The 19,548-nt window shown below is 67.0% G+C and carries 15 protein-coding genes; 5 read left to right on the forward strand and 10 right to left on the reverse strand.

The window, feature by feature from the left end:
- The 5 genes from tolA to RR928_RS11510 form a co-directional block, all read left to right on the forward strand.
- A partial coding sequence (gene tolA / locus RR928_RS11490) for a cell envelope integrity protein TolA (RefSeq protein WP_332682569.1) occupies positions 1-897 on the forward strand: 897 nt, incomplete at its 5' end.
- A gap of 246 nt (positions 898-1,143) precedes the next feature.
- Positions 1,144-2,508, forward strand: coding sequence for a prephenate-dependent tRNA uridine(34) hydroxylase TrhP (trhP, locus tag RR928_RS11495; RefSeq protein WP_332539093.1), 1,365 nt, complete (start codon positions 1,144-1,146; stop codon positions 2,506-2,508).
- 73 nt (positions 2,509-2,581) lie between these two features.
- Entirely contained in the window at positions 2,582-3,376 is a 795-nt protein-coding gene (locus RR928_RS11500) for a plasmid replication/partition related protein (protein ID WP_332539092.1), read from the forward strand.
- Between the two features lie 31 nt (positions 3,377-3,407).
- Positions 3,408-4,517, forward strand: a complete 1,110-nt coding sequence (locus tag RR928_RS11505) for an NADH:flavin oxidoreductase/NADH oxidase (RefSeq protein WP_332549675.1) — start codon at positions 3,408-3,410, stop codon at positions 4,515-4,517.
- A gap of 25 nt (positions 4,518-4,542) precedes the next feature.
- Positions 4,543-5,994 carry an aminotransferase-like domain-containing protein gene (locus RR928_RS11510; protein ID WP_332682582.1) on the forward strand — a complete coding sequence of 484 codons (1,452 nt, stop codon included), beginning with the start codon at positions 4,543-4,545 and terminating at the stop codon, positions 5,992-5,994.
- Positions 5,995-6,042: 48 nt separating this feature from the next.
- Here the strand turns inward: RR928_RS11510 and RR928_RS11515 are convergent, their stop codons facing one another.
- The 10 genes from RR928_RS11515 to acnA form a co-directional block, all read right to left on the reverse strand.
- The gene (locus RR928_RS11515; RefSeq protein WP_332682572.1) at positions 6,043-8,454 is read right to left on the reverse strand and encodes a TonB-dependent siderophore receptor; all 2,412 of its coding nucleotides are present in this window, start codon (positions 8,452-8,454) and stop codon (positions 6,043-6,045) included.
- Between the two features lie 63 nt (positions 8,455-8,517).
- Entirely contained in the window at positions 8,518-9,480 is a 963-nt protein-coding gene (locus RR928_RS11520; RefSeq protein ID WP_332549673.1) for a FecR family protein, read from the reverse strand.
- Positions 9,481-9,530: 50 nt separating this feature from the next.
- Entirely contained in the window at positions 9,531-9,998 is a 468-nt protein-coding gene (locus tag RR928_RS11525; RefSeq protein ID WP_332539088.1) for an RNA polymerase sigma factor, read from the reverse strand.
- Positions 9,999-10,129: 131 nt separating this feature from the next.
- Complete coding sequence (locus RR928_RS11530; protein ID WP_332682574.1) at positions 10,130-10,918, reverse strand: DNA alkylation repair protein; 789 nt, start codon at positions 10,916-10,918, stop codon at positions 10,130-10,132.
- On the reverse strand, positions 10,915-11,424 hold the full coding sequence (locus tag RR928_RS11535; protein ID WP_332539086.1) for a MarR family winged helix-turn-helix transcriptional regulator: 510 nt from the start codon (positions 11,422-11,424) through the stop codon (positions 10,915-10,917). The genes RR928_RS11530 and RR928_RS11535 overlap by 4 nt, the downstream gene beginning before the upstream one ends.
- Positions 11,425-11,884: 460 nt before the next feature.
- Positions 11,885-12,883, reverse strand: a complete 999-nt coding sequence (locus RR928_RS11540) for a Bug family tripartite tricarboxylate transporter substrate binding protein (protein WP_332539085.1) — start codon at positions 12,881-12,883, stop codon at positions 11,885-11,887.
- 49 nt (positions 12,884-12,932) lie between these two features.
- A complete protein-coding gene (gene ilvD, locus RR928_RS11545; RefSeq protein WP_332682577.1) occupies positions 12,933-14,714 on the reverse strand; it encodes a dihydroxy-acid dehydratase in 1,782 nt (593 codons plus the stop codon).
- 98 nt (positions 14,715-14,812) lie between these two features.
- Positions 14,813-16,264, reverse strand: coding sequence for a cytochrome c oxidase accessory protein CcoG (gene ccoG / locus RR928_RS11550; protein ID WP_332548638.1), 1,452 nt, complete (start codon positions 16,262-16,264; stop codon positions 14,813-14,815).
- A gap of 269 nt (positions 16,265-16,533) precedes the next feature.
- The gene (gabT, locus tag RR928_RS11555; protein WP_332539081.1) at positions 16,534-17,817 is read right to left on the reverse strand and encodes a 4-aminobutyrate--2-oxoglutarate transaminase; all 1,284 of its coding nucleotides are present in this window, start codon (positions 17,815-17,817) and stop codon (positions 16,534-16,536) included.
- Between the two features lie 141 nt (positions 17,818-17,958).
- Positions 17,959-19,548, reverse strand: a 1,590-nt coding sequence (acnA, locus tag RR928_RS11560; RefSeq protein ID WP_332682580.1) for an aconitate hydratase AcnA, incomplete at its 5' end; no start/stop codon positions are given.

A 19,548-nucleotide genomic window follows, 5' to 3' on the forward strand; every position in this document is an offset into this window, starting at 1 on the left:
CCGCCTCCGCCTCCGCCTCCGGTTGTCGTGCCCCCACCACCGCCGCCACCGCCCGTGGTGCAAAAGGACGACGACCACGAAGCCGAGATTGCGCTGGAGCGCAAGAAAAAGCGCGAAGAGGCGCAAAAGCTCGAACGCGAAAAGGCCGAGAAAGCGCAAAAGGCCGACCGCGAGCGCGAGGAAAAGGCGCGCGAGCGCCGAGAGAAACTCGCCGAGGAGCGCAAGGAACGGCTGGAGAAGGAAAAGGCTGAAAAAGCCGAGCAGGCCAAGATAGAGAAGGCCGAAAAAGCCAAGGCCGAGAAAGCCGAGAAGGCCAAGGCCGAGCGCGAGGAAAAGGCGCGCGCGGAAAAAGCCGAGAAGGCAGAAAAGGCAGAAAAGGCCGAGAAGGAAGAAAAAGCCAAGGCGGAAAAAGCCAAGGCCGAGAAGGCCGCTGCTGAAAAGGCCGCGGCCGAAAAGCGCAAGAAGGAAGACGCCGCCAAGGAAGCCAAGGCCGCGGAGGCCCGCCGCGCGGAAAACCTGCGCCGCATGCAAGGCCTGGCAGGCGCGGGCTCCGACGACTCCAAGGGCAGCGCCGAGCGCGGCAGCAGCCCCAACCAGGGCCAGGGCAATGGTTCGTCTTCGGGCGGGCCTTCGGCCGGCTACGGCGCCAAGGTCGCGGCCAAGGTCAAGCCCAATATCGTCTACCCCGACGATGTGGCCGGCAATCCGCGCGCCGAAGTCGCGGTGCGTACTTCGCCCGATGGCACCATCGTCAGCGTGCGCGTGACCCAGTCCAGCGGCAATCCCGCCTGGGACCAGGCCGTGGTGCGCGCGCTGCACAAGACCGACACGCTGCCGCGGGATATCGATGGCAAGGTGCCCAGCTCGTTGACCATAGGCTTCAGGCCAAGAGACTGAACCGGGGGTTGTCTCTCGGGTGGGCCGTTTATCCTTCGACAAGCTCAGGACGAACGGGGAACAGGCCACGCCCACTCTCTACGTTCGCTCTGACTTGAGTCCATTCGAAACGCCCCCCGGCGTTCGCCCTGCGCGGGGCGGTTGAAGGGCGTTTGAGTGCGGGCACTGCGCGCGCCTTTGCCCGATACCCGGCAGTTTCAGGCCATGAGCGCCACCCGTTTTCTCCCAATCGGAGACAATTGCGCCATGCCTCTCAAAGCCCCCGAACTTCTGCTGCCTGCCGGCTCGCTCGAAAAGATGCGCGCCGCCTATGACTTTGGCGCCGACGCCATCTACGCGGGCCAGCCCCGCTACTCCCTGCGCGCGCGCAACAACGAGTTCCGCCTCGAACAGATCGGCCAGGGCATTGCCGAAGCCCATGCGCGCGGCAAGAAATTCTTTGTCACCAGCAATCTGCTGCCGCACAACGACAAGGTGCGCACCTATCTGCGCGACATGGAGCCCGTGATTGCGTTCAAGCCCGACGCACTGATCATGGCCGACCCCGGCCTGATGATGATGGTGCGCGAGAAGTGGCCCGAAGTGCCTATCCACATCTCGGTGCAGGCCAATACCGTCAACTATGCGGCCGTCAAGTTCTGGCAGCGCATGGGCATTGCGCGCATCATCCTGTCGCGCGAGCTGAGCCTGGACGAGATCGAGAAGATCCGCCAGGAATGCCCCGACATGGAACTCGAGGTATTCGTGCACGGCGCGCTGTGCATTGCCTACTCGGGCCGCTGCCTGCTGTCGGGCTACTTCAACCGCCGCGATCCCAACCAGGGCACCTGCACCAACGCCTGCCGCTGGAACTATTCGACCCAGGAAACCGCGGTCGACCCCAATACCGGCGAAGCCATGCCGCTGAAGATGGAAGGCGACTTCGACTTCGCCAAGGCCCAGCAGGAAGCCGAGACCGGCTTCTCGGCCTGCAACAGCGAGCCGCGCCACCCCAAGGCCGACCATGTCTACATGCTCGAAGAGCAGGGCCGCCCCGGCGAGCTCATGCCCATCATGGAAGATGAGCATGGCACCTACATCATGAACAGCAAGGACCTGCGCGCGATCGAGCACATCGACCGGCTCACCAAGATCGGCGTCGATTCGCTGAAGATCGAAGGCCGCACCAAGTCGCTGTACTACGTCTCGCGCACCGCCCAGACCTACCGCCGCGCGATCGACGACGCCGTCGCCGGCCGCCCGTTCAACCCGAATCTGATCACCGAACTCGAAGGCCTGGCCAACCGCGGCTATACCAGCGGTTTTCTTGAGCGCCGCCCCGCGCAGGACTACCAGAACTACGAGACCGGCCATTCGCTGCTGCAGCGCAGCCACTTCGTCGGCGAAGTGCGCGGCTTTGCCGACGGCCTGGCCGAGATCGAGACCAAGAACCGCTTCTCCGTGGGCGACACGCTCGAGATCATCCACCCCAGCGGCAACCGCCAGGTGCTGCTGGAGAAGATGTTCAATATGGAAGGCGAACCCGTGACCGTGGCGCAGGGCAATCCTATCCGCGTGCGCATTCCGCTCGAAGGCCCGGTCGACGGCGCCTTGATCGCCCGTCTGCTCTGAGCGCCGGGCCCCAAGTCCACCCTGACCCTGTGGGCTGCTTTGGCAGCCCCTTTCTTTTTCTGCCCCCTGTCCCATGAACATTGTTGTCAACGAAGAACTCAAGGCCTACATCGATCCGCTGAGCGCCGATGAACACGAAGCGCTGGAGCGCAGCATTCTTGCCGAAGGCTGCCGCGACGCGCTGGTGCTGTGGGGCGATCTGCTGGTCGACGGCCACAACCGCCACGGCATCTGCGTCAAGCACGGCCTGCCGTTCGAGACCGTGCAGGCCACGCATTTCCAGAACATGGACGATGTCCACCTGTGGATGATCGACCAGCATCTGGGCCGGCGCAGCGTCTCCGACTTCCAGCGCGGCGTGCTCGCGCTGCGCAAGCGCGAGATCGTTGCCGCGCGCCGCGCCAAGGCCGCGGAGCACGCGCCCGCGCCCTCCGATGCCGCACCGGCAGAACCCGCTGCGGACGATCAGGCCATGGCCACGCGCGAAGCGCTGGCCCGCGTCGCGCGCCTGAGCAGCACCCAGGTCAAGCAGATCGAGACCATCCAGCAAAAGGCCACGCCCGAAGTCGTCGCCGCCGTGAAGGCCGGCGACATCTCGATCAATGCCGCCGCCGCCGTGGCCCAGTTGCCCGCCGAGGAACAGGTGGCCGCGGCCGCCGCCGGCAAGGACGAGCTCAAGCAGGCCGCCAAGCGCGTGCGCGAAGCCAAGAAGAAGCCGCGCGACGAGAACGCAGCGCAGGCCGACGGCGCCGAAGAAAATGTCGATGTCGCCGCCTTGCAGCAGCGCGTGGCAACGCTGGAGCAGGAAAATGGCATGCTGCGCCAGCAGATCAAGGCCTTGCAGGAAATGCTCCAGGAAAAGGCCTGATCTCTTTTCCTTTCCATTTTCACGGGATGCCATGACCGCCTTGTTCTCTACCCTGTGCCTGGACAGCGTCGAACTGTCCAATCGCATCGTGATCGCGCCTATGTGCACCTACAGCGCCCACGAAGGCTGCGCGACCGACTGGCATCTGATGCACTACGGCCAGTTGGCGCAGTCGGGCGCGGGCCTGCTGATCGTCGAATCGACGGCCGTCGAAGCCATGGGCCACATCAGCCCCTGGGACCTCGGGCTGTGGAGCGATGCCGGCGAAGCCGCGATGCGCACGGTCGTCGAACATGTGCGCCGTTTCAGCGACATCAAGCTGGGCGTTCAGCTCAACCATGCGGGGCGCAAGGCGTCCAGCCTGCAGCCCTGGGCCGGCGGCGGCCCGCTGCCGCCGGCCCAGCGCTGGCCCACGGTAGGCGCCAGCGCGCTGTCGGCGGCGCCCGAAGTGCCCGTGCCCGCGGCCGCGACGCTGGCCGACATCGAGCGCATCAAGAAAGCCTTTGTCGACGCCGCGCTGCGCGCCCAGCGCCTGGGCTATGACCTGATCGAGCTGCATGCGGCCCATGGCTATCTGCTGCACCAGTTCCTGTCGCCGCTGAGCAATCAGCGCAGCGACAACTATGGCGGCAGTCTGGAAAACCGCCTGCGCCTGCTGCTCGAAGTGTTCGCCGCGGTGCGTGCGGCGCTGCCGCACACCCTGCCCGTGGGCGTACGCATCTCGGCCACCGACTGGATCGAAGGCGGCTGGGACGTGGAGCAAAGCGCGGTGCTGGCCAAGCAATTGCAGGCGCTGGGCTCGGCGTTCTTGCATGTGTCCAGCGGCGGGCTGAGCCCCGCGCAGAAGATTCCGGTCGGCCCAGGCTACCAGCTGCCGCTGGCGCGCGCGCTGCGCGCACAGCTCAGCATGCCCGTGATAGGCGTGGGCCTGATCACCGACCCGCTGCAGGCCCAGGCCGCGCTCGATGCCGGCGACGCCGACGCGATCGCGATCGCGCGTGCCGCGCTGTTCAATCCGCGCTGGCCCTGGCACGCGGCCCAGGTACTGGGCGCGCAGGTCACGGCGGCGCCGCAGTATCTGCGCTGCCAGCCGCATGGCGCGGGCGCGCTGTTTGCTCCGCGGGTTGCGCTTGCTGCCTAGCCCCGTGCCCTGCGCCGGCCTGCGCCTGAAACGCTACGAAGCCCTGGCCGCAGACATCGAAGCATCGATACGCAACGGCGTGCTCCAGCCGGGCGACCGTTTGCCGTCGGTGCGCAGCCTGTGCCACAGCCGCGGCATCAGCGCCTCCACCGTATTCCAGGCCTACTACCTGCTCGAGGCGCGCGGCGTGGTGAGCGCGCGCGAGCGCTCGGGCTATTTCGTTGCATCGGGAGTGCGGCGCATGCCGCCCGAGCCCGAACAGGCTTCGCAGCCGCCCGATGCCTCGGTCGCGGTCGATGTCAGCGCGCGCGTGTTCGACATCCTCGCGGCCAGCGACGCGCGCAGCGTGGTGCCGCTGGGCTCGGCTTTCCCCAGCCCGCTGCTGTTTCCGCTGCAGCGCCTGGGCCAGGCGATGGCCAGGGCCGTGAAAACGCTGGACTCATGGAGTACGGTCGATGACCTGACGCCGGGCAACGCCGCGTTGCGCCGCCAGATCGCGCTGCGCTATCTGGCCCAGGGCATGGCCGTTCCCACCGACGACATCGTCGTCACCAACGGCGCGCTTGAAGCGCTGAACCTGTGTCTTTCGGCCGTGACCCGACCCGGCGACGCGGTGCTGGTCGAGTCGCCCGCGTTCTATGCGGCGCTGCAGGCGCTCGAACGCCTGGGACTGCAGGCCATCGAAGTGCCGACCCACCCGCGCGAAGGCATGGACCTGGCGGCGCTCGAGGCGGCCATCGTGCGCCACCGGCCCAGGGCCTGCTGGCTGATGAGCAGCTTCCAGAATCCTTTGGGCAGCCTGATGCCCGAGGCGAAGAAGCGCGATCTTGTCGCGCTGATCACGCGCCACCGACTGCCGCTGCTCGAGGACGATGTCTACGGCGAGCTGTTTCTCGGCGCCCAGCGTCCGCTGCCTGCCAAGGCGTTCGACAGCGAAGGCCTGGTGATGCACTGCGCCTCGTTCTCCAAATGCTTGGCACCGGGCTGGCGCATAGGCTGGACCGTGGCCGGGCGCTTCTCCCAGTCGGTCGCGCGGCAAAAACTCACGACCACGCTGGGCGCCAACGCGCCGGCCCAGGCGGCGCTGGCCGAATACCTCGAGCGCGGCGGCTTCGACAAGCATCTGCGCCGCCTGCGCCAGTTTCTCGCGGCGGCCCAAGCGCCTTTTGCCGAGGCTGTGGGCCATTATTTTCCGCCGGGCACGCGCGCCACGCGGCCCGAAGGCGGCTATTTCCTGTGGGTAGAGCTGCCGCCCGGCTGCGATGCGCTGGCCATCCACGCCCAGGCGATCGCGCGCGGCATCAGCGTCGCGCCCGGCCCGATCTTTTCGGCCTCGCATGGCTATCGCCACTGCCTGCGGCTGAACTACGGCCACGGCTGGGATGCGCGCATCGAGGGCGCAATTGCCGTGCTGGGCGAACTCGCCCATGCGAGCCAGGCCAGGGCCGCGTCGGCGATACCGCAAGGGGTGCAGTAATCGCTTCTCCAGCCATTGCCAGGCCCGGCGGGCTGCAAAGGCGCTGCGTCAGAACTCGAACTGCGCGCCCAGCTTCACGGTGCGTGGCGCGCCCTGCACCAGGCGATTCGACCCCGCCATGAGCCAATAGGCCTTGTCGCCCAGGTTCTCGACGTTGAGCCGCAATGTGGTGCGCGCGCCCGCAGTGCGTGTGACGTAGCGTGCGCCCAGATCGAAGGTCGCATAGCCTGGCAGCGACCAGTTGTTGGCCATGTCGAGTGCGCGCGCGCTCACATGCCGCCAACCACCGGTCAGCGTCAGCGGCATGCCGGGGAGCTCATACTCCGCATAGGCAGCGAACTGCCGCTTCGAGGCGCCGGGCGTGCGCCGGCCATCGTACTGGCCCAGCGATGTCGCGGTGTTCTGCGCGTCAAGGAATACGCCGCTGGCCAGCAGCGTCCAGGACCGCGCGAGTCTGGCCTTGCCCGACAGCTCCACGCCTTGGTAGCGTGCTTCGCCATCCTGGGAATAGCGGCCAGCCGACGTGGTGTACGTCAGCGCCTGCGTGGTCCGAAAGACAGCGGCCGACGCTGACCAGTCCACCTGCTCGGCCTTCAGACCGAACTCGTACTGCCGGCTCTTGATCGGCGGGAACACCTCGTAGGCATTGGCAGCGGTGCGAGGCGCGGTCGAGCCCTGCTCCAACGCCTCGATATAGCTGCCATAGGCGGACAGCCACGGCGCCGGGCGAAAGACCACGGCCAGCGTGGGAGTGATGGCACTCTTGTCGTAGCTGTTGGAGATGTAGCGGTTGTGGCGCGCGCCGAGAATCAGGTCCCACTGTTCGCCGAAGTGCAGCGTGTCCGACGCAAACAGACTGCGTTGGCGCTCGGGAAACGCCCAGCCGCCCTCGATCCAGTGGGTCGTGAGACCCGGATCGACGAAGTCGCCTGGCGTCGCCAGCGCAGCCGTTCCCAACACCTGCGAGCCGAAATCATTCGACTCCTGCGCGCGAATATGGCTGGCCGACACTCCCCATGCGATGTCATGCCTTACCCTGCCGATGTCGAAGCCACCGGTCACAAGCAATTGGCTCTGCTGCGATCTGACACGTGCCGGCAATGAGATCTGCTGCTCCGAATAGACGCCGGCCGCGTTCGCGAACAGAAAGCTGTGGTTGCTTTGCATGTCCTGTTTCCAGTCGCGGTGCGACAGGCGCGCGTCCCAGCCGGGCGCGATATGCCAGGCCAGCGACGTGCCGAACGAGGTGCTGCGCGCGTCGCTGTAGGTGAATGGCGAAGCCAGCCGCGTGCTGCCGTCCACGGCGGCCGGGGCTGCGGCAATCGCGTAGTTGGCTGCGCGGCCGTTGCCATTGGGGACCAGTTGGTAGTAGACGGCATCGACGCGACGCTGCTGCGCCAGCGCATCGACGCTCCACACCACATCGGGCGTGATGCGCCAGTCGAGCGCCACCGAAGCCGAGCGCCGTTTGATGTGACCACCGTCCTTCACGTAGGTATTGCCCTGTTCCTCGACAGCGTTGACGCGGTAGCCGAAACGCTCATCCTCACCGAGTCGCCCGCCAATGTCACCGTGCACCAGCGCTGCGCCGCGGCCCGTGGCTTCGATCGTGATGCTGCGCACCTGCGCCTGCGGCGGGCGCTTGCTCACCAGATTGACGATGCCGCCCGGCGTGCCAAAGCCATGGAGAAACCCGCCCGCACCCCGCAGTATCTCTATGCTCTCCAGGTGCTCGACCGGTACCTGCGGCGCGCCCAGAAAGCCGATCAGATCCTGTCCGTCCAGCTTGTAATTGTTGCGATAGCCCAGCAGCAGGCCGCGCACCGACAGCACTTCGCCAGCGCCGTTGGTGTAGTTGCTGCCCTGCGCCACGGCGGCATCGCTCCTGACGGCATCGAGCAACGAATGGGCTTGCTGGTTTTCCAGCAACTCACGCGTGATCACGTTGAGGCTGAACGGCGTGTCCCGCAGCGCCTTGGTCCCCAGCGCGCCAACGCTGCTGCTGGCCGCGCGGTAGGCCTGGGCCGCAGCCCCGTCCAAAGGTCTATGTGCCGTCACTGTCACTGCCGCCAGCGTGCCGTCCTCACCGGAAACGTTGGCGCGGCGTATCCATGCGCCGTTGGCATTGACAAGTGCTTCGAGGCCGCTGCCTTCCAGCACGCGTGCCAGCGCCTGTCCGAGCGTCATGCTGCCCTGCAGCGCGGGGGCGACATGGCCGGCATTGAGCCGCGAATCCAGGCCTATGCCTATGCCTGCCTGCCGCGCCAGCGCGTCAATGGTGGCACCCAGCGGCTGGGATGGGATGGACAACTGAAGCACGCGTTCGGTTGCGGCCTGCGCTGGCTGTGCGATAGCGCAGGCAGGCAGACCGAACGCGCACAGTGCCGCGGCGCAGGTCAGAGCGAGTGCATGGGGGGCGCGCGCGCTGGCGCGCAAGGAGATCGGGATTGAATGGCGCATGGGTGGTTTCAGTAGAGTTCGAGGTGAAGACGCACTCGCACAACAAACACCCACAACTATTTTTCACTCCCCTGCCCGGCGCGCCAGGCGCGGCCCCACGACCCATGCATCGTCCCGGCGCTCGACCGTCACTGCCAGCATGGCGGGCAGGTTGCGCATGAAGGCGTCGGGCGTACGCATAGGGAAACTGCCGCTCAGGCGCAGCGAAGCCAGCGCGCCCGCGTCGCGCAGTCGAATCGGCCGGGCCAGATAGTCATTCCACTGCGCAATCGCATCGGGCAGCGGCGTGTCTTCGAACACCAGCCAGCCGTCGCGCCATGCGGCCACGCTGTCAGCGCGCGTCGCCGACGGTGCGTGCAGGCCGTTGCGGTCAATGGCCACGGCCTGGCCGCCGACCAGCACCACGCTGGCGTCGACGGCCGCGCCGTGGTCGGCAGCAAACACCGCCACGCGTCCTTGGGCCACCGCGACACGCATGCCGGCTGCGCGGGCGCGGACACTGAAGACCGTGCCCAGCACCTCGACACGGCCCCATTCGGTAGACACCGTAAATGGGCGCGACGCGTCGCGCCGCACCTCACAGTGGATTTCGCCCTGCGCCAGGGTCACCTCGCGCCGGTCACGGAAATAACGCACCGTCGCCTGAGTGTTTGCCGCCAGGTGCACTTTACTGCCGTCGGCGAGCTCGCGAGCGAGCAGTCGCCCGCGCTCGGTGCGCAAGGCAAAGTCCTCGGTCGGCAGGCGCCAGACCCAGCGACCGCCCACCACCAACGTGCCCAGGCCAGCGCCCAGGCCAAGCACCTGCAACGCCCGCCGGCGTCCCGCGCGCGCGCGCTCGGGCCGCGCGACGCTGCCTTGGAGCTCGCCAGCCGCGGTCGCACGCCAGTAGTCGAGCGCCGTCAACGCCGCGCTTTCATGGCGTGCATCAGTCTGCCGCCAACGCGCGAATTCTTCGCGCGCCGCAGCCGCGTCCTGCGGCGCGCCGTGGTGCTGGCGACCGATCAGCGACAGCGCGAAGCCAATCATCTGCGGCGATGGTGCGCGGCCAGAGGCGCTTGGTCTTGGCGGCATCGCGCTCAGCCCTTCAAACGCATGCAGTCCATGACCGCACGCACCACATGGCGGTCAATGGCATCGACGCTCACGCCCATATGCGCTGCCGCTTCGGCATAGCTGCAGCCGTAGATGCGCACCAGAATGAAGGCCTCGCGCCGCTTGCGCGGCATGCAGCCCAGGCGCGCGAGCAAGCGCTCCAGCCGCAGGCGCGCATCCACGTGCTGCTCCACCGACGGCGCCCTGTCATCGCAGACCAGAGCCAGCGTACGCAGCATGCGCGCTTCGGCTTCGCGGTGGCGAAAACCACTGATCGCGATATTCTTGCCGGCGCGGTACAGCAGGGCGCGCGGGTCGAGCACTTGGGTGCCGCGCTGGTGCAATGCAAGCACCCGGGCATAGGCTTCCTGCACGAGGTCGGAGGCCGCATCGCGATCGTTGAGCGAGCGCGCGAAAAAGTTGACGAGTTCGGAGTAGTACCGCGCGACCACAGGATTGCCTCATTTGGAAAAGGGACCAAAGGCGTCGGGCAGGGGCTGCGATGTGGCGGCGGCTGAATCGAATAGCTAAGCGACGAGCCGCGCAATTATAGGGAGCACCCATGCCGCGCGGCAACGCGTTCTCAAGGGCCGGGTGGAGCAAGACTGCGCAGCGCGCGCTGGCAGATGCGGCGCGTCGCGGCGCTGGGCTCGCCCTGCAGCCACTGCGCGCACAGCGCGCGCACCCAGTCCGGCCTGTCCTTGGCCGCGTCGTTGAGCCAGTTGGCGACCGAGTCCTGCACATAGACCGCCGCATCGGCATGCAGCGGCGACAGCAGCGGCAAGCCGCGTTCGGGCTGCTGCTTGAACGCCGCGATATGCGCGCACCACACGCCGCGCGGACGCAGCGCTTCGCAGGCAAAGCGGCGCAGACGCTCGGACGGCGCGCGCGTCCATGCGGCGAGTTGCGCCACCGCGGCATCGAGTTCCCGCGCCAGATGCGGCCGCACGGCCATCCAGGCCCATTCGCGCACGCCGAAATGCGCGTCGTCGGCCAGCGGGCGAATGGCCTCCAATCGCGCGGCGAGATCCAGCCCCGGGTCGGCGCCGACGATGAAGCAGGCCCAGCCGCGCACGGTATCCGATGGGTGGCCGCTGCAGACCACCATGGCCTCGCTGCCCAGCGCGTCGAACAGCAGGCCGCCGATACCGTTCATGCGCTGCAGAATGCCGCGTTCGCAGACCGCGCCCGCAGCCGCCATCACGGCTGCGGGCAATGCGGGAAACACCGCGCCCAGCAATTGCGCCTGGTCCACGGCCAGGCCTTCGACCAGCGTCGCGCTTTGCGCCCTGCCCTGCGACAGCGCCTGCAGCAGTTCGGCAGGAATATCGGCGCCGCGGCGTGCACCTTTGCGCTGGGCCGGTGCCGTCATGCGGGCCCCGCTTCGCCGCGCGCCGCAAGCCCGGCGGCCACCTTGTCCAGCAGAGCCGCGAGCTGGCTGCGTTCATCGACCGAAAGCCCGCCGAACACGCCCGCAATCCAGCGGCCATGCTCGGCCACCACGGACTGCGCGAGCTGCCGCCCCCGGGGCGTGAGCTGCACGCGCAGCGCGCGCCGATCCGCAGCGTCGGCCTGGCGCTCGATCAGCGCGTCGCGCTCCAGGCCATCCAGCAGGCCGGTGACGGTGGCGCGCGTCACGCCGGCCTGTTCGGCGAGTTCGCGCGGCGCGAGGCCGGCGCTGGCCGCTTCGAGCAGAAACAGCAGCACGAAGCGCCCTTCGGACAGGCCGTAGCCCGACAGCACCTGCGCGCAATCGCGGTCGATGGCCGCGGCCAGCGACAGCGTCTGAAAACACAGGCGTATGCGATCCTGGCCCGGCCATTGGCGCCTATCGGCTTCGGCCAGCAGCGCCTGATACTTTTGTTCGAATTTTTGCATGTCGCCATATTATATGGCGCCTAACAAAAACCCAAAAAAATACTCCAGAACCAATGTCATGGAGTATTTTGTCCCGGACCCGCTGCCTTGACGGCAGTATCCGTGCACATGTGCCGACTTGGCGCCGGCAGCTGCGCAGGTCAGGTCTGCAATTACTGGTTGGCCAGGCCGATATGGGCTTCGCGGTAGTCAGCGATGAAAGTGATCAGGGTGTTGATGGCTTGACGCATGGTGTGCTTTCTATGAGATGCACTCAAACAACTGGTGGCTAGCATCTCCAACACCACCAGAGCGGGAAACCTAAGTAGTAACCCGTAGCCCCTAGTATAAACCCTGTACGCGTTTTTACGCACGCTGTGCCACAAAACAACATGCTATGCATGTGGGCTTGTCACAACACCAGCAAAAACGGGAGCCAAGGCTCCCGTTGTATTGCTTGCCTTGCGGCACCAGGCCTTGCTCAGCCTTCGGCGGTAAAGCCCACGCGCTGCACGATGGGGCCCCACTTCGCGACTTCCGATTTCACCAGCGCCGCGAGTTCCGCGGGCGAGGAAGACATGGCTTCGAGACCGAACACCGCCAGGCTGTCGACGACTTCCTTGGAAGCCAGCGCAGTGCGCATATGGCCGTTGAGGCGCTGCACCAATTCGGGCGCGGCCTTGGCCGGCAGGAAAAACGCAAACCATTCGCTGTGCGCCATGTCGGCGTAACCCTGCTCGACCAGCGTCGGCACCTGGGGTGCGAACCGGCTGCGGCGCTGGCCGCTGACGCCCAGGATGCGGATCTTGCCGCTGGGCAGATGCTGCAGCATGTCGCCCACAGGGCCGCACACGGCCGAGACATTGCCGCCGAGCATGTCGAGCAGCGCCGGCTGCGTGCCGCGGTAGCCCGCATGCTTGAGGTCCACGCCGCCATGCTGGCCCAGCAGCGCGCCGATGAAGTGCGGCGTCGATCCCGGAGCGGGCGAGCCGAAGTTCGCGCCCAGCGGGTTGGCCTTGGCCCAGGCCAGGAACTCGCGCACATTGGTCACCTGCGCGGGCACGGCCGGACCGACCGCAAAGCCGAAGTCGAACACGCAGCCCAGCGTCACGGGCGAGAGATCGGTGACCGGGTTATAGGCCAGCTTCTTGTAGATATGCGGATAGATCGACAGCATCGACGTGGGCGTCTGCAGCATGGTCATGCCATCGGCGGGCCGGCCCTTGACGTAGTTGATCGCGATCTGGCCGCCCGCTCCCGTGCGATTTTCCACCACCGCGATCTTCGCGTAGCCCGGCGCCAGCTGCGTGCCCACGCGCCGGCAGATGGCATCCGACGTGCCGCCCGCGGCAAAGCCCGTGATGATGTTGAGGCTCTCGAGCGCTGCCTGGGCATGGGCCTGCATTCCCAGGCTGGCCAACAGGGCACCCGCGCCGCCCGCGCCCGCAGCGCCCAGCCATTCACGTCGATTCAGAGTCATTGATTGCTTTCTTGATATTGATGGAAGACGCGCAAGGCCGCCCTCTCGTTCAGCCTTCGTCACGCAGCCAGGTGACCGCGCCCGAGTGCGTGACCGCGCCCTGGTGGGCCGGCCGCACCGTCAGCGCGTATTTTTCCAGCAAGCCGCCCCAACGCACTCCCGTATTTACGCGAGCATGGGCATTGTCTTTGAGGCGCTGCGCGAGTTCTTCGTCGGACAGCGCGACGCTGATCGAGCGCGCCTGCGGGCGCGCGTCTATGCTGACCAGGTCGCCATCGCGCAGTACCGCGATCGGCCCGTTGTCCGCGGCTTCGGGGCCGGCGTAGCCTATGCACAGGCCGCGCGTGGCGCCCGAAAAGCGCCCGTCGGTCAGCAGCGCCACCTTGTCGCCCATGCCCTGGCCGTAAAGCAAGGCCGTGATGCCCAGCATCTCGCGCATGCCGGGGCTGCCCTTGGGGCCTTCGTTGCGTATCACGATCACGTCGCCCGCGGCATAGCGCATGGCCTGCACCGCGGCCTGCGCCGCTTCCTCCGACTCGAACACCCGCGCCGGGCCGCTGTGCACCAGCGTGTTGAGGCCCGCGGTCTTGAGCAGCGCGCCGTCGGGGCACAGATTGCCCTTGAGCACGGCCAGGCCGCCGTCGCGCGAAATCGGGTTGTCGATGGCGCGCACCACCTGGCCGTCGGGCGCCAGCGCCGAAGCGAGTTCCTCGGCCAGCGTGCGCCCGGTGAAGGTGAGCGCCTCGCCATGCAACAGGCCCTGGTCCAGCAGGCTGCGCAGGATCACGCCCGCGCCGCCGATGTAATGCACATCGCGCGCCAGATAGCGGCCGCCGGGGCGCAGATCGGCAATCAAGGGCGTGCGCGCGAAGACTTCGGCGACATCGTCGAGGTGAAAGCGTATTCCCGCCTCGTGCGCGATTGCCGGCAGGTGCAGCGCGGCATTGGTCGAGCCGCCCGTGGCGCTGACCACGGCGCAGGCGTTTTCCAGCGCCTGGCGCGTGACGATGTCGCGCGGCAGCGGGCCCTTGCCTTCGGCGCTGGCCCACACGGCGCGCATCAGCGTCTTCGCCGCGCGGCGCATCAGCGGCGCGCGTTCGCTGAACACCGCGGGAACCATGCTCGAGCCTATGGGCGCCAGGCCCAGCGCCTCGCTGACCATGCCCATGGTGTTGGCGGTGAACTGGCCGGCGCAGGCGCCGGCCGTGGGCAGGCAGCTGCGGCTGATCTGCGCGAGATCCTGCTGCGTGGCCGTGCCGGCCAGCACCTGGCCTATGGTTTCATAGGTGTCGACGACGTTCAGATCGCGGCCGTCGGGCCCGGGCGCCTGGCCCGGCAGCGCCGAGCCGCCGTGCACGAACACGCTGGGCACATTGCAGCGCAGCATGCCCATCATCAGCCCCGGCAGGTTCTTGTCGCAGGCGCCGATGGCGAAGATGCCGTCCCACTGGTGGCCGCGCACCGAGGCTTCCACGCTGTCGGCAATCAGCTCGCGCGAGATCAGCGAGAAGCGCATGCCCGAATGCGCCATCGTGAGCCCGTCGCTCACGGAGACCACCGGGCATTCGTGCGGCGTGCCGCCGCCCGCGTAGATGCCGGTCTTTGCATGCTGGGCCTGGTCGCGCAGGTTGAGATTGCAGGGGCTCATCTCGCCGCCCGTATGGAACACGCCGATGTGCGGGCGTTCGATGTCTTCGTCGTCCTGGCCCAGCGCGTGCAGGAAGCTGCGCGTCGTGGCGCGCACCGTGCCCTGGCGGATGATGGCGGAGCGGAAACCGGGGGCGGCGTCGGGCTTGGCGTCTTCGGGCGCGCTGTCGTGGGGATTTGTCATGGTGTTGTGCGGAACGGGGGTGCGCACACCATAACCAAACACCGCGGCGGTGCGCAGCAGGGGCCGCGACCGCCGTCACCCAGGCGACAGCAGCAGTGTCAGCGCGGCACCAGAAACGTCGTCTTGGCCTGCACCGTGATCGTGCCGTCCGTGGGCGAATGCACTTCGAGCTGCACCGGGTGCGATCCCGGCGACGCCACACCATACGGTGCCTGCAGACGCACGACGATCCAGCGGTCGGCCGCGGCGTCGACCGTGACTTCGGTGTCCGAGGCCACGCGCAGGCCTTCGAGGCCCGATGCCGAAAGCTGCAGGCGCTGCGCCTGCTCGGTCGCATTGCCCAGTTGCACGCGGTAGATGTTCTCGATCTGGCCGCCGGCGACGATGCGCGACAGCGTGCCGCGATCGCGCACCACATCGACCTTGAGCGGGACGCGCACGTAGAGGCTCGCCACCATCGCCACCGTGAGGCCCAGCAGCACCGAGCCGTAGATCAGCACGCGCGGGCGCAGCATGCGGCGCACGACCTGCATGCCGCGCCAGCCACGCGCCAGCGCGTTCTCGGTCGACAGCCGTATCAGCCCGCGCGGGTAATGCATCTTGTCCATCACCGAGTTGCAGGCGTCTATGCACAGGCCGCAATTGATGCACTGGTACTGCAGGCCGTCGCGGATGTCTATGCCCACGGGGCAGACCTGCACGCACAGCTTGCAGTCTATGCAGTCGCCCAGGCCCTTGGCCTTGTAGTCGATGTCCTTGGCGCGCGGGCCGCGGCTTTCGCCGCGCGCCGCGTCATAGGTGACCAGCAGCGTGTCCTTGTCGAACATCGCGCTCTGGAAGCGCGCGTAGGGGCACATATGGGTGCAGACCTGCTCGCGCAGAAAGCCCGCATTGCCATACGTGGCGAGCGCATAGAACAGCACCCAGAAGATCTGCCATGCGCCCTGCAGCGCCATGACTTCGACGGCCAGCGAGCGAATCGGCACGAAATAGCCGACGAACGTGAAGCCGGTCCACAGCGCAACCAGCAGCCACAGCAGATGCTTGGCGCTGCGCTTGAGCAGCTTCTCGCGCGTCCAGCCGCTGTTGTCCAGGCGCAGGCGCGCGCTGCGGTCGCCTTCGGTCTTGCGCTCTATCCACATGAAGATTTCGGTGTAGACCGATTGCGGGCAGCTGAAGCCGCACCACAGCCGCCCGGCGACCGCGGTGAACAGGAACAGCGCCAGCGCCGAAATGATCAGCAGCGTCGTCAGATAGATGAAGTCCTGCGGGTACAGCAGCCAGCCGAAGATGTAGAAGCGCCGCTGCTCCAGATCGAACAGCAGCGCCTGGCGCTCGTTGATCTGCAGCCAGGGAATGCCGTAGAAGAACAGCTGGGTGATCCAGACCATGGCCCAGCGCCAGCGCGCAAAGACGCCGCTGATCGAGCGCGGCTGGATTTTCCTGCGCGCCTCGAACAGCGGCTGCTCATGCTCTTCGATGGGCACGGACGCAATGGGAATGACCTTGCGCGGTGCTTTGCCGCGCTGTGACGTGGGGTGATCTGACATAAGGCCTCAATGACAACGGCGGCGGCAGCGCTTCGCGCCCCTGCGTACCTTGCCCGCTACTATGCGCCGCAAGCGCTTTGGATAACAGCAGCAGATGGGACGATTTGGGCCGTATCAGATGGATTCTTGATCCAGGTCACCATTTTCCTCCCACCGCCCCGCCGCGCATGCCCGCAAGGCATGTGCGCAAAGCCAGGCATCATCGGGGATTGAGGATTCCGCATCAAAAGACTTTGGCATACCGGCCGCGCGGGGGCGGCAGATGCGTATCAGGCCGGCGCAATGGCTTCGGCCAGGATCGCAAGGCCTTCCTCGAACACTTCTTCCTCTATGGTCAGCGGGAACAGGAAGCGGATGACATTGGCATGGACACCGCAGGTCAGCAGCAGCAGCCCGCGTTCCAGCGCGAGTTCCTGAATGCGCTTGACCCGGGCAGCCAGCGGCGCGCCCGTGGCCGGGTCCTTGAACTCCGCCGCGACCATGGCGCCCAGGCCACGCACTTCGGCGAGCTCGGGAACCCGCGCCTGGAGCGCGCGCAGCGCCTGCATCAGCTTCTCGCCCAGCAACTGCGCACGCGCCGGCAACTGCTCCGCTTGCATCACGTCGATGACCGCCAGCGCCGCGGCCACGGCCAGCGGATGGCCCGCATAGGTGCCGCCCAGACCGCCGGGCGGCGCGGCGTCCATCAGTTCGGCGCGGCCCGTGAGCGCGGACAGCGGAAAGCCGCCCGCGAGGCTCTTGGCCATGGTGATCAGATCGGCGTCCACGCCCATGTGCTCGAGTGCGAACAGCTTTCCCGTGCGGCCGAAGCCGGTCTGCACTTCGTCGACGACCAGCAAGATGCCATGGGCGTCGCAGATTGCGCGCAGCTGGCGAAACAGCGCCGCGGGAGCAACATAGAAGCCGCCTTCGCCCTGCACCGGCTCGAGGATGATGGCCGCGACGCGCTGCGGATCCACATCGGCCTTGAACAGTTTCTCCAGGGCAGCGATGCTGTCGTCGACCGTCACTCCCAGGGCTTGGGCGGGGAAAGGCACATGCCAGATGTCAGCGGGCATCGCTCCGAAACCGGCCTTGTACGGGTGGACCTTGCCGGTCAGCGCCATGCCCATCAACGTACGGCCGTGGAACGCGCCCGAGAAGGCAATGACCGCATTGCGGCCGGTGGCGACCTTGGCCACCTTGATCGCGTTTTCCACGGCCTCGACGCCGGTCGTGAACAGCGCGGTCTTCTTCGGGAAGTTGCCGGGAGTCAGCGCGTTGAGCTTTTCGCACAGCGCGATGTAGCTTTCATAGGGCGTGACCTGGAAACAGGTGTGGTGAAAGCTGTCGAGCTGTTGCTTGACCGCGGCCACGATGCGCGGATGGCGGTGTCCGGTCGCGAGCACGGCAATGCCGCTGCCGAAGTCGATCAGGCGCCTGCCGTTCACATCCCAGATCTCGGCGTTGCGCGCCGAGGCCGTGAACGCCTGGGTCTGGACGCCCACGCCGCGCGGACAGGCCGCCTGCCGGCGTTGTTCTAGGGCGGAATTCGCGTTGGCATCTTGAAGCATGGGCCATCCCCTCAAGCTGGCAGGAAGCAGAGACTCGTCTGCAAATTCTAGCGCTCCCGATTGCATCGATCCAAATGGCTGGACGGCGCGCGCCCCGCACGCCTGCGCTTGCCCCATGGTCGCACAGGCGCGCAGGCAGGCTCAGTCCTGCAGCAACTGCCGCAGCACGTACGGCAGGATGCCACCGTGGCGGTAGTAATCGGCCTCGATCGGCGTGTCGATGCGCAGCGTCAATGTGCGCCGCACCTGGCTGCCGTCGGCGCGCGTGATGCACAGTTCGGCATCGCTTTGCGGCGTGAGCAGCGGGTCGGGAATGACTTCGATGAACTCGTCGCCGACCAGGCCCAGGCTGGCCCAGCTGTCGTCGCCGCGCAGCTGCAGCGGCAGCACGCCCATGCCCACGAGGTTGTTGCGATGAATGCGCTCGAAGCTGCGCGCGATCACCGCCTTGATGCCCAGCAGCTGCGTGCCCTTGGCCGCCCAGTCGCGGCTCGAACCCGTGCCGTACTCCTCGCCCGCGAAGATCACGCTGGCCCGGCCTTCGGCCTGGTACTGCATGGCGGCATCGTAGATGGACATCTTGCGCGCCGCGCAGGCCGCATCGCGGTACAGCGTGAGCCCGCCCTCCTCGCGGCTGCCGTCGGCCAGCGGCGGCAGCATCAGGTTCTTGATGCGCACGTTGGCAAAGGTGCCGCGCATCATCACCTCATGATTGCCGCGGCGCGAACCGTAGCTGTTGAAATCCGCCTGCTGCACGCCGTTCGCGCACAGCCATTCGCCCGCGGGCGATTTGGGATGGATGGAGCCGGCCGGCGAGATGTGGTCGGTGGTGATCGAGTCGCCGAACAGCGCGATGATGCGCGCGCCATGCACCGCATAAGGGTTGCTCGGCTGTATGCCCGTGGTCACGGGCTGGGCGATGTCGAGCGTGAAATCGGCAAAGAACGGCGGCTCGGCGATATAGGTGCTGTCGGGCCAGGTATAGGTCGCGCCGCTGACGCCGCGGATCTTTTCCCAGAGCTTGCCGGGCTCGCTGCTGACCTTCTCGTAGTTTTCCTGGAAGGCCGCGCCATTCATCGCGTGGTGCATCAGCGCCTGGACTTCCTCGGTGCTGGGCCAGATGTCGCCCAGATAGATATCCTTGCCGCCCCGGCCCTTGCCCACGGGCTGGGTCATCAAATCGGTGAGCACCGTTCCGGCCAGCGCGTAGGCCACGACCAGCGGCGGGCTGGCCAGGAAGTTGGCCTTGAGATTGGGGTGGATGCGGGCTTCGAAATTGCGGTTGCCCGACAGCACCGCGGCGCAGACCAGATCGCTCTGGCGAATCGCCGCGTTGATTTCCGCCGTGAGGTCGCCCGCATTGCCTATGCAGGTCGTGCAGCCATAGCCGGCGAGCGCAAAGCCCAGCTTCTCGAGATACGGCAGCAGCCCGGCTTCGGTCAGATAACGCGTGACCAGGCGCGAGCCCGGCGCCAGCGAGGTCTTGATGTGCGGCTGGACCTTCAGCCCGGCTTCGACGGCTTTCTTGGCCAGCAGACCCGCGGCCAGCATCACGCTGGGGTTGGAAGTGTTCGTGCAGCTGGTGATCGCCGCGATCAGCACATCGCCGTTGCCGATGGTGAAGGCTCCCGCATCGCTGGTGCTGGAGGCCACGGGGGTGGGCACTTCAGCCGTCGCATGGGCCGTGGCCGGTTCGGGCTTGTTCGACTCCATTTCGGCGAGCTGGCGCTC

Source organism: Comamonas sp. (assembly GCF_036666375.1).
Taxonomy (GTDB): Bacteria; Pseudomonadota; Gammaproteobacteria; order Burkholderiales; family Burkholderiaceae_C; genus Comamonas.

Bases quoted from the DNA above. Each gene is read 5' to 3' on its own strand.
- RR928_RS11535 (WP_332539086.1), bottom strand. From the start codon at position 11,424: ATGCAAAAATTCGAACAAAAGTATCAGGCGCTGCTGGCCGAAGCCGAT.
- gabT (WP_332539081.1), bottom strand. From the start codon at position 17,817: ATGCTTCAAGATGCCAACGCGAATTCCGCCCTAGAACAACGCCGGCAG.
- RR928_RS11500 (WP_332539092.1), top strand. From the start codon at position 2,582: ATGAACATTGTTGTCAACGAAGAACTCAAGGCCTACATCGATCCGCTG.
- RR928_RS11520 (WP_332549673.1), bottom strand. From the start codon at position 9,480: ATGATTGGCTTCGCGCTGTCGCTGATCGGTCGCCAGCACCACGGCGCG.
- RR928_RS11540 (WP_332539085.1), bottom strand. From the start codon at position 12,883: ATGACTCTGAATCGACGTGAATGGCTGGGCGCTGCGGGCGCGGGCGGC.
- RR928_RS11515 (WP_332682572.1), bottom strand. From the start codon at position 8,454: ATGCGCCATTCAATCCCGATCTCCTTGCGCGCCAGCGCGCGCGCCCCC.
- RR928_RS11505 (WP_332549675.1), top strand. From the start codon at position 3,408: ATGACCGCCTTGTTCTCTACCCTGTGCCTGGACAGCGTCGAACTGTCC.
- ccoG (WP_332548638.1), bottom strand. From the start codon at position 16,264: ATGTCAGATCACCCCACGTCACAGCGCGGCAAAGCACCGCGCAAGGTC.
- trhP (WP_332539093.1), top strand. From the start codon at position 1,144: ATGCCTCTCAAAGCCCCCGAACTTCTGCTGCCTGCCGGCTCGCTCGAA.
- RR928_RS11530 (WP_332682574.1), bottom strand. From the start codon at position 10,918: ATGACGGCACCGGCCCAGCGCAAAGGTGCACGCCGCGGCGCCGATATT.
- ilvD (WP_332682577.1), bottom strand. From the start codon at position 14,714: ATGACAAATCCCCACGACAGCGCGCCCGAAGACGCCAAGCCCGACGCC.